The 10137-nt window shown below is 51.6% G+C and carries 13 protein-coding genes; 3 read left to right on the forward strand and 10 right to left on the reverse strand.

Translation table 11 applies throughout. From position 1 onward, the window contains the following. On the forward strand, positions 1-582 hold the full coding sequence (locus Q0796_RS00745) for a hypothetical protein (protein ID WP_298439238.1): 582 nt from the start codon (positions 1-3) through the stop codon (positions 580-582). Positions 583-1281: 699 nt separating this feature from the next. Here the strand turns inward: Q0796_RS00745 and Q0796_RS00750 are convergent. Both Q0796_RS00750 and Q0796_RS00755 read right to left on the reverse strand, forming a co-directional pair. Then, a complete protein-coding gene (locus Q0796_RS00750) occupies positions 1282-2259 on the reverse strand; it encodes a transposase (RefSeq protein WP_298439240.1) in 978 nt (325 codons plus the stop codon). Positions 2260-2409: 150 nt separating this feature from the next. Further along, the gene (locus tag Q0796_RS00755) at positions 2410-2796 is read right to left on the reverse strand and encodes a VOC family protein (protein WP_298439242.1); all 387 of its coding nucleotides are present in this window, start codon (positions 2794-2796) and stop codon (positions 2410-2412) included. Positions 2797-3012: 216 nt separating this feature from the next. Between Q0796_RS00755 and Q0796_RS00760 the strand changes: the two genes are divergently transcribed. Together Q0796_RS00760 and Q0796_RS00765 are read left to right on the forward strand one after the other, a co-directional pair. Beyond that, on the forward strand, positions 3013-3543 hold the full coding sequence (locus Q0796_RS00760) for a prepilin-type N-terminal cleavage/methylation domain-containing protein (RefSeq protein WP_298439244.1): 531 nt from the start codon (positions 3013-3015) through the stop codon (positions 3541-3543). Between the two features lie 34 nt (positions 3544-3577). Next, positions 3578-3952, forward strand: a complete 375-nt coding sequence (locus Q0796_RS00765; protein ID WP_298439246.1) for a hypothetical protein — start codon at positions 3578-3580, stop codon at positions 3950-3952. A gap of 119 nt (positions 3953-4071) precedes the next feature. On the opposite strand, the gene Q0796_RS00770 is transcribed toward Q0796_RS00765, so the two are convergent. From Q0796_RS00770 to Q0796_RS00805, 8 genes are all read right to left on the reverse strand, one after another. After that, a complete protein-coding gene (locus tag Q0796_RS00770) occupies positions 4072-4899 on the reverse strand; it encodes a prohibitin family protein (protein ID WP_298439431.1) in 828 nt (275 codons plus the stop codon). Between the two features lie 90 nt (positions 4900-4989). Continuing rightward, a complete protein-coding gene (locus Q0796_RS00775; RefSeq protein WP_298439247.1) occupies positions 4990-5247 on the reverse strand; it encodes a Rho-binding antiterminator in 258 nt (85 codons plus the stop codon). A 270-nt stretch (positions 5248-5517) separates the two neighbouring features. Continuing rightward, positions 5518-5976 (reverse strand): DUF1456 family protein, encoded by a 459-nt coding sequence (locus Q0796_RS00780; protein ID WP_298439249.1) that lies wholly within the window; start codon positions 5974-5976, stop codon positions 5518-5520. A gap of 108 nt (positions 5977-6084) precedes the next feature. Next, positions 6085-6471, reverse strand: coding sequence for a hypothetical protein (locus Q0796_RS00785; RefSeq protein ID WP_298439251.1), 387 nt, complete (start codon positions 6469-6471; stop codon positions 6085-6087). Between the two features lie 118 nt (positions 6472-6589). Beyond that, positions 6590-8332: a formate--tetrahydrofolate ligase gene (locus tag Q0796_RS00790; RefSeq protein ID WP_298439253.1), complete on the reverse strand. Its 1743-nt coding sequence runs from the start codon at positions 8330-8332 to the stop codon at positions 6590-6592. 238 nt (positions 8333-8570) lie between these two features. Continuing rightward, a complete protein-coding gene (locus tag Q0796_RS00795; RefSeq protein ID WP_298439255.1) occupies positions 8571-9101 on the reverse strand; it encodes a GNAT family N-acetyltransferase in 531 nt (176 codons plus the stop codon). A 32-nt stretch (positions 9102-9133) separates the two neighbouring features. Continuing rightward, on the reverse strand, positions 9134-9397 hold the full coding sequence (locus tag Q0796_RS00800) for a hypothetical protein (protein ID WP_298439257.1): 264 nt from the start codon (positions 9395-9397) through the stop codon (positions 9134-9136). An 11-nt stretch (positions 9398-9408) separates the two neighbouring features. After that, positions 9409-9963 (reverse strand): GNAT family N-acetyltransferase, encoded by a 555-nt coding sequence (locus tag Q0796_RS00805; protein ID WP_298439259.1) that lies wholly within the window; start codon positions 9961-9963, stop codon positions 9409-9411. Between the last annotated feature and the right edge of the window lie 174 nt (positions 9964-10137).

The raw sequence follows: 10137 nt of genomic DNA on the forward strand, positions 1-10137 counted from the left end.
GTGCCAATTGAATTAATCTCATCATTTTTAGCACTAATCATTTCAGGTGTAACAATCCCCTTTTTAATTTCTAGAATTAGAATGACATCAATTAAATACCACACCTTAAATTTAGAACACTACGAAAAACTACGACAATTATGTGGTAAAGATGCAAACGAAAATTTAAGTACGTTATTAGTGGCCCTAAATTGTGTAACTAAGAGAGCGTTAGAGCCCAAATTTATTGAATGGTTTTTATATACACCGGGCGCGTATTGTCACATCAAAAAGTTTGGAATGTGTAAAAAGTATCTTTCGATTGATATAGAATCTAATAAATTTATTTGGAATACAAAATATGTTGAAAGAAAAAATAGGTGGAAAACACAGATCTCTATTTTTCTTCTTTATACTTTTTGCGGAACGTTAGGGATTTCACCCCTAATTGCATATGAACTACTTTTAAAACAATTAGGTCTTATCCCTGCAATGTTTGCATTTGTTGGCTCTATTTTATTATTAATATTGGCTGCAGGATTACTTTTTTCGTTAACTCTGATGGATGACGCTGCACGCCTAATTAAGACAGAAATTAATTAGGTGATGCGTTTAAGTCATGGCTAACAATGATCATTAAATACATTAAATAGACATATATGGACGCCCCCGAAAGCGCAAGGTGCTTGATGATAGATCGGCATGCTGACATATATCCGGCGTCACTGTGGCGAAATTTTATGCTCGCCGCGCCTTGATGTGTTCCGTACTTCGCCGCCTATACACCCACACGGGCTTAATCAGCCCTTATCCAAACCAGGCTCTTGCGAAGCCAAAATAACCGTTTAATCATCAATCTGTTGCAATGCTTTCAGGTGAATTACGCTCTAACTATCTTTTGGCTTCGTTTAGTTAAACGGCATGAAATACCATTAAATAGACACCCATTTTAGTGGAAGTCGTTCGACCATCGTGGCATCTGCACTGTTTGTTAAGGTTGTAGGTGCTTGTTGGGGCTAGTCTGAGCTGATTTTTAGTTGGAAAGGCGCTGTTTGGGGGCTTAGTAGGAAAGCATTAAATAGAAAGCATTAAATAGACACCCATTTTAGTGGAGGTCGTTCGACCATCGTGGCATCTGCACTGTTTGTTAAGGTTGTAGGTGCTTGTTGGGGCGAGTCTGAGCTGATTTTTAGTTGGAAAGGCGCTGTTTGGGGGCTTAGTAGGAAAGAGCAGAGAAATTCAGGCAGCGCCAAGCTTCCCAGCTGGGCGAAAGCATTAATCCTCAATGAATGTGAAAGAAAGCTAACCAAACAGTCGTTTGGCGTTACCACTACCACGTATTCGTTGGCTGTTATCGTGTTGTCGACAGCATTGCAGTGCCGTTAATCTGCCAACCAAACCAGAGAACTGATGCTCAAACCCTTGGGTTAGCTCTAGCCAGCTAGCAACATCAATTTCCAGCCGGGTTAGCAGTGCATCGCAGTTCGCTGGGATATGGCCGGCTTTGTTAGCGCGGATGGCGCGACCTGTGAATTCAATCAGATCCAAGTATTGATTAAGGTGGCAAGGCAGCTGTTCTGGCTCACCTTGGTTGGCATCAAACGGTTTGAGCTTGGTTGGCTGAGCCCCTTTGATAGCAGCCTTAATGCGCTGGCGAATACTGGTGTATTTGGACTCTTCTGGCGTTTTCGCCATCTGTGCGCGGATCGGGTTTAAATCCACATAAGCCATGCACGACAGCAGTGCTTGCTCGTCTAACAAAGCTTGTGATTTGAAGCGGCCTTCCCAAAAGCGGCCGGTGCATCCATCTTCTTTGTTAGCTTGCCGAGCGATGTATTCGTTAAGACTGCGCATAAACCAGCTGATGTCGGTCAGCCGCTCTCGGTACAGTTCTACTAAGCGTTCTACTTGATGCAACTCGCCACTGCTGAGATTTTCTCGTTCCTCTTCAACGCAATATAGTTGGGTTAAACGGGTGCCAGCAAACATCTGATGCCAGCGGTTCAACACGGCTTCAGCATCCCATTGCTTGGCGCGGGCTGCATCAACGTGCAGTACCACATGGCTGTGATTGCTCATGATGGCATAAGCGCAGATCTCGATGGCGAAGGTATCGGTGAGTGCCAGTAAACGCTGCTCAATCCAGTCGCGGCGATGCTCGTAACTTTTGCCAGTGTAACTATCTATTCCGCAAAGAAAACTACGCCGCACGCAACGGCTGACGCAATGGTAGTACGGCGTGTCTTGCAGACTAATTTGATGCTTTCGTGCCCTTGGCATGGTCTCGCCCCCAATTTGGTTAAAAATCAAGGATAGAAGAGACCTAAAAAAGTGCCAGTTAAGGTGGGTGTCTTGTTAAAAAGAAACAAATCAACGGCACGACAACGCTGCCGTACCGTTTGCCGTACCGTTCGTTCGGAAAAGGCCAAATTAGCTGTCGCTGTTGGCGTGCAATACCAGGCGATTGCCTTCGCTATCTAAAAAGATCGCTCGATAACCGTGTGGGCCAATGCTGTGCAGCGGCTGCACAATGTGGCCGCCATGAAGGGTTACCTGTGCAATGGCGTCGCGCAAGCGGCCATCCACATTCAAATACAGCATCACCCCTGCAGTGGCGCTGATCTCCGCTTCATTTGGCACCAAGCACCCCCCATTGCCTTCGCCGTGTTCAAGCACCGCAAAGTGGCCGCTATCGAGTTGCAGCACCTCTACGTTGATGTTCAATACCGCAGCGTAGAATGCGGCGGCACGATCCAGATCCGCCACGGGGATATCAAACCATACGGCGCGGTTCTGGTGGGTATTTAAGTCACTCATTCCGATTCCTTCCTTCATTTTCGAGTTCGATGCTGCTGAGGTGGTGGATCCCATCTAATTTGGGTAAGTGTTGAACAATGCGTGGTTACGTCACAGTAATATCAAGAGAATTACTATGCTCTACGCCTTAAAAAGAGCATACGCTAATTGTTCCGTGGTGCGGCTTTTGATAATTTGGTGGGTAATTTCAAACACTGCTGATGGCCTTGCCTACCTATGCCAAAGTTAGCTCCACACCAACGTGGCTTCACCTTAATCGAGCTGGTGGTGGTGATTGTGATCTTGGGGATCTTAGCGGCGGTTGCTGCCCCTAAATTCATTAATCTGAACAGCGATGCGCGCATTGCTACCCTACAAGGGGTGGCGGGCACGCTAAAAAGCAGTGCCGATATGGTTAAGTTGAAGCTGATAAGCAATGGCAACAAACCTACGGAACACATCAAAAACTTCCCCGTTGCCGGTAACTTAGCCGTAACGACTTGGGGCGGCTACCCGCACGTTGGCCGCCCAGGCGGCGAACCTGACATCATTGATATTATCGAACTGTCGGATCAATTCATTACCGATCGCGAATGGCGAGCGGTTGTTGGCGCAACCAACCCCAACATTGCGCGCATCAGCATTGCTGATGCACCGGATCCAACCAAGTGTTACGTTGAATACGAAGAAGCCCGCTACGTAACCGGCGATCACACCGGCCCGCTACTGCAGAAATATCAGATCCTGACGGATTTCAGCGGCTGTTAAAGCCGCTTTTCAGCCCCCCCCTTCGGAGCCCAATATGGCGCCTGTTTTTCAACGCGAACAACTGCTGGATTGCCTATTCTCGCTGCCAACTCAAGGGTTGGGGGCACTGCAGTTAAGCCAAGTGATTGTGAGCGTGTTAGCCCATCATCAGCAACCGGCGCAGCTGCATTTTGGCCACCATGCCGGCGCGCCTCACCATTGGGTGTTGTGGCTGCCACCAGCACAGTCTGCGGTGATTGTCGACTTTCGCTGGGCACCGTTAACCAGCCTTGATGACGCTTTTTGCCCTGCCAATCTGCCGCAATACCGCAGCGACGGTTGCGTTGAATTTAGCCCTGTGCCGATGGTGATGCTGCCCAGTTTTTGCCAACAGCAGCACGCCCATTTTGATCACCTTTTGGGGCAGTAACGCACTCCGCCAGCGCCCCAACGGCGATCAAAAAAGGCAACCATTTAGGTTGCCTTTTTAGTGCCATTAACCCCATTGATACGGTTGCCACCGCGGGGGGAACCGATGTAGCAACGCGGCTATGGCTTGGGTGGTGACACCGACTGCCGCATATCCATAATTGGCATCGCCCCCTGCCCCAGCATCGTTTGTGGCAACTGCCCATCCCACGCTTGCGCTTCGGTCAACTTAACAATCAATGGGTTGTTCTTCAGTGCCTTGGCTTTCGCTTCGATCGCTTTGGCTTCCGCGCGGCCTTTCAGCAATATCGACTGCGCTTCCGCTTCTGCCACTTTCAAGATCCCTTTCGCCTTCGCATCGGCGGTGTTTACCGCGCGCAAGGCTTCCAAACGCTGACGCTCCAATTTATGTTCTTCGGCGGCGGCGAGGTTCTTTTCAGTCTGCTTAATCTCAATCGAGTTGATGTACTTTTTCGGCAGCACGATGTTCTCGATTTGAATGTTATCCACAACAACGGGGAATTCCGCCATCTCTTCCGACAGGCGACGTTCAATCCCTTGAATGGCTGAGGCACGATCTTGGATCAGCTGCTCGGCTTCAAACTGCGGGATGGTGTCTTTCGTGGCAGAACGAAACCGCGGATCCAAAATGCGTTGTTCAAACTGAGTTAAGCCACCGTAGCGTTTAAACAGTTCTAAGGCCGCTTCTTTGTTCACTGTCCAGTTTACCGACACTTCGATGGTCACGGGCATCTGCTCTTTGGTGCTGGATGCCATCTTCTCGGCGTTCTTGCGCGTACGCACCTCAATCATCTCTACGGTTTCGATCAGCGGAATTTTAAAGTGCAGCCCCGGGTTTTGCTGATGCTTGGCTTCACCAAAACGCTTTACTACGCCAACGTGGCCTTCAATCACAATAAAGTAAGAGTTAAAGGCCAATAGCACCATGATCCCAAAGGGCAGTATCTTTTTTAGGATCCCGGGATTAAACGGGTTGAGGTTTAAGGTTCGCATCTGAAATTCCATTTTTAACGAGAGCTATTCATCGCTCGATGTCAGCTTGAGCGACTGAAAGTGGGGGTTATCTTGGCTGGTTGTTAACACCGCTACCTGATCCAATGGCACCAGCTGTTCACCGCAGTCCGTCGCCAGCACTAGGCACTCTTGCCGCTGTTCGTTATACGCGGTATCCACCGCAATGCCGCTTTGGGGCGCGCCTTGCCGCAGAGTTAACGTAACCGGATAGCGGTAGAGACAAGCGATTTCGATGTAATCGTGATCTTGGCAACTAATCATAATAACCAGCCATTTTTGTGAATATTAATAGTAACTTACAACAAGCTGGCAGCATACCTGCATTTCAGCTTACGCCGCTAGAGTGTGGCAGAAGGTGCCGGTTAAAAAGGCAAATTTACGCGGCACAAGCTGAAGGAGGCGCGCTGCAGGGATGCGCCGAGATGGCAGCCTCTGCAGCACTTTGATCAGCAACGGATCGCAAATTCCAGCCATAAAAAAACGCCAACCGCATAATGCCGTTGGCGTTTTTTGATGATTCGAACCGCAGGATCACCCTTCGCGGCTGATCATGTTACCGCGCAAAAAGGCCACTAAGGTCGCGTCGTTGCAATCGCGGTAGTGCTTGTTGGTGGCCTTACGGAAAAAGGCACTCAGCTCATGTTTGCTCAGCTCTACGCCGCCTAAGGTCAGCATCTCCAGTACCTGATCGGCCTGCAGGTTCAAGGCGATCCGCAGCTTCATGAACACACCATTGTTGTTGATGTGTTTTTCTGGCAACGCCTGTGGCCCATCTTTCTTGCCACGAAGGGTGTTGATCAAACCGTTTAAGAACACCGACAGCAGCTCGTCTTCGCACTTTTGGTAGTTCTGATCGCCGTTGGTAAGCAGCATGGCGTGCACGGTGTCTACGTCGATGTTGTGCTCTGCTTGGGCAAACACATCGGTCATGGCGGCATCATCGTATTGCAGCATATCGCGCACCATGCGCAGCACATCGTTGTTAATCATTCAGTATTCCTATTGGGAGGCTGCTTGGCAGGGCAAGCATTAAAAGACGGATCTGACGCCAATGATAACTGAATCTGTGGCCATTGTCTGAGCCTGCGTAAACAGCCGCTAACGGCTGTGGTGCGATCCAGACTGGATTGAGGCGTGTTTGCCCCGGCGTTGGCGGTAGTCTTGCTGGGTTTTAACGATGCCACGGGCGCAGATCCGCTTGCCCATGCTTTGATAAACCGCTCCGTCTCGAGCCATCACATCGGTAACGTCGTCATTCCACACGATTAGGGTCAGCGGCAGGTTGGGTTCGCGTTCGTTGAGGCTCAGGTATAAACCTTGTTCAAACCGCGATACTTCGGCCAGCTTGCCACACACCCGCACCATGTCCGCTTGATGTTGACCGTTACGGGCGGTTCTGGCCGCAGCCATTGCCGTACTGACACTAAATAGGCCGATCAGCACAAGGCTGACGCACAGCCAATTGGCGCGATAACATTGAGCCACAGCAATACTTCCTTTTATTTACTTAGTGACAAAGAATTTTTAACCCACCCTGCAAAAACCAAAAAACCGCTGACCTTAGCGGTCAGCGGTTTTCATCTTGTCAGCGGTGTTACCGAGTTTAGTCGTCGAGGCCGATAATGTTGCCGTCGGCGTCGATATCCACACTGAGGTAGCCGGGTTTATCCGATAGCCCCGGCATGGTCATTACGTTACCAGTCAGCACATAGATAAAACCGGCGCCGGCGCACAGCTTCAGCTCGTTAATCGGCACGGTAAAGCCGGTTGGCACCCCTTTCAGCGCGGGATCGTGGCTGATCGACAGCGGCGACTTGGCCATGCACACCGGCAGATGAGCAAAACCTAACTGGGTTAACTGAGCGATGTCGGCCTTAGCCTGCGCCGACAGTTCAATGCCTGCGCCGCCGTAACCGGACTCAACCATGCTCAGCAACTTATGCTCTATCGGCTGCTGACAATCGTACAGATATTGGAATTGGCTTGGCTGGCTAAGGGCCTCATTCACTTTATGGGCCAACGCCACGGCCCCAGCGCCCCCTTTGCCGAAGGCTTCAGAGATCGCCACCTGTGCCCCCAACGCTTCCACCTGTGCTTGCAGCCAGTTCAGCTCTTCGTCGCTGTCTTGAGGGAAACGATTCAAGGCCACCACAACCGGAATGCCATAACGTTTTACGTTATCTATGTGCCACTTTAAATTGGCAAAACCGGCGGTTAAGGCCGCTTGATCCGGCGCAAAGATAGCGGCGGGCAGCGATTGCCCTGGGCGTAAATCGTACACGCCCGAGTTGGCTTTAAGGCCACGTAAGGTGGCGACTACTACCGCCGCATCTGGGGCTTTACCCGCAGCGCGCGCTTTAATGTTGCAGGCTTTTTCAAAGCCCATGTCTGAGCCAAAGCCCCCTTCGGTTACCACCACGTCCGCCAGCCCCAGTGCCATCTTATCGGCAATGATTGACGAGTTACCGTGGGCGATATTCGCAAAGGGGCCTGCGTGCACCAAAGTCGGCACCCCTTCTAAGGTTTGCATTAGGGTTGGCTGGGCGGCATCACGCAAAATCGCTGCCATGGCACCGGCAACTTGAATGTCTTCTGCGGTGATCGGCTCGCCCGCGGTGTTGTAGGCCAGCACCACCTTGCCAATGCGAAGCCGCAGATCAGTCAGATCGCTGGCCAAGGCCAACACCGCCATCAGCTCTGACGCGGCGGTGATGTCGAAGCCGCTTTCCCGTTCGATGCCATTGGCGCTCGAACCGGGGTTATTGATGCCGATGGTAATGCGGCGCAAGGTGCGATCGTTGATGTCGACACTGCGGCGCCACACGATGCGATTGGCATCAATGTTGACGGGGGTTAACCCCGTTTTGGCGGCGAAGTTGTCGCCCTGCTTCTGTTCATGAAATAAACGCGCGTCGATTGCGGCCGCCGCTAAGTTATGGGCAGCGGCTACGGCGTGAATGTCGCCGGTCAGGTGCAGGTTAAGCTCTTCCATCGGCGCCACTTGGCTGTAACCGCCGCCAGCCGCTCCGCCTTTAACCCCAAACACCGGCCCCATAGAGGGTTGACGAATGCAAGCCATCACGTTTGTGCCCACCTGCGCTAACCCTTGCGCCAAGCCAATTGTGGTCACGGTTTTGCCTTCGCCCAATGGCGTGGGAGTAATGGCGGTAACCACCACCAGTTTGCCCTGCTTGTGTTCGGTAAGACGCTGCAGCGCGGCAAACTTAACCTTGGCTTTGGCGCTGCCTTGAGGCACCAGTTCACTGGGTAAGATCCCGGCGCGTTCAGCAATGGCGTTGATCGGCTGCAATGGCGTTTGTTGAGAGATAGCGAGATCGGATTTCATTCTTGTTATCGGTTTCCGTAGGGCGGTGAATTTGGCGGCGCAAATTGTACCCCAGCGATTGCCGATTGCGCCGTTGTCCGTCGGCGCAAAGGGCAATTAGTTTGATCCAGATCACAGCTTTAAGGTGCGTTTAGCCTGTTCTTATTGGCAAACAATCCACTTGCGTAAGCGCATTGCTGCAACTTAAATTGCGGCTGGCACCGGTGCCGTTACCCTGCTGCGGAACGCAATGGCGGGATTACAGTGCGGTTTTGGCGTACACCAAGGTGTTGCATAACGGCCCCGAAGGTAACCGACGTTCGTTCAATAAGGTGCCTTCCAATGGAAAGCCGCAGCGTTCTGCCACGGCGCGGCTGCTGCGATTGGATTCGGCCATGCGGATCTCTAAGCGCTTCGCCCCAAGTTGGTTAAAAGCGTGCTGTTCTAGCAGCGTAACGGCGCTGGTGACGTAGCCTTGGCCGGTCGCGTGGGTAGCCAGCCAATAACCCAGCTCAAAATAGGGCACACTGGCGTCGCGGATCAGCAATCCGATCGCGCCGAGCAGTTCATCGCTGCGTTTATCGATGATGTTGTAACGCAGCTCGCTATTTTGCTGTTGAAAGTTATCAATGGCTTGCTGGGTATCGGCGATCGATTGGGCGGGATCCAACGCCTGCTCTACCCAAGTAAGGTATTGCGCTAATTCTGCTTGGCTGGCGTGAATGGCGGCTAGGATCTGTGGTTGCCGCGCCATCGTTGGTGGCTCTAATTTGATGATGCTGGTTTCCACTGTGTCGCCCCTTTGCTCGCCAAGAGTGGCTATTATAACCGTCGCCACTGGGGCTCGGCGCCACCGATGATCTTACTTTGCTGACACACCAAGCGAACCCGCGCCACGGCGATGTGGGTGGCAGCGGCGATGGCGTCGCTGCTGTGGCCATGTGCGGCCGCGGCGTCGCTGTGCAAAAACTGCGTTATTGCCCCTTCATCCATTTTGAATTTCACCCAGCGATATAACCACACTTTGGCGGCCAGTAACGCACAGACGACCAGTGCAATCGCCCCCCACAACATGCCCTGTTCCACCCTCTATTCCTCTATTTTTCAGCCTGCCAACTGGCGAACATCATCGACTTTATCGGCTGATAGTCGTGGGCAAACTGGTACAAGTTATTGTCGCTGCCATAAAGATTAACGGTGCCAGTGCAGCGGAATCCGGCTTTTTGCAGCAACCGATTGGACGCCAGGTTTTCCGGTAGGGTTACCGCCAGCACTTGATTCAGCGAATAGATGCTAAAGCCATGATGCAACACAATTTGCGCCGCTTCTAAGGCGTAGCCTTGGCCGCAATATTGGGGCAAAAAAGCGTAGCCTAAATCGGGAAAGTCCAGCTCTGGCCGCTTCAGTAAGCCGCACATGCCAATGGGGGTGTTGCACCCTTTCAATTGCACCACGTTAAGCCCAAAGCCATATTGTTGATAGCTGGCCCACGGGCCCTCTTCTAGGTAACGAATGGCATCGGCTTCGGTACGCACCTGTTTGTCGGCAATGTACCGAATAAACGATTCTTGATTGAGTAACTCAACAATAAATTTGGCGTCCTCGGCTTGAAACTGCCGGATCAACAATCGTTCTGACTCACATAACACCACTCGTCTACTCCCTGATTTAGGCTTCATCCGATGATACTGCGATTACCTATTAATAGTTACTGTAAATCACCAAAACCTTGACCTAAACCCCGCCCCATAAAGGCCGCAGTTTTGCGGACAAAAATGGTCGCAAAGCAACCGCCCGCTCCCCCCCAACCGCGCTGTGGCTTCCGC

This window comes from uncultured Ferrimonas sp., from assembly GCF_947489035.1.
In the GTDB taxonomy this organism is placed as follows: Bacteria; Pseudomonadota; Gammaproteobacteria; order Enterobacterales; family Shewanellaceae; genus Ferrimonas.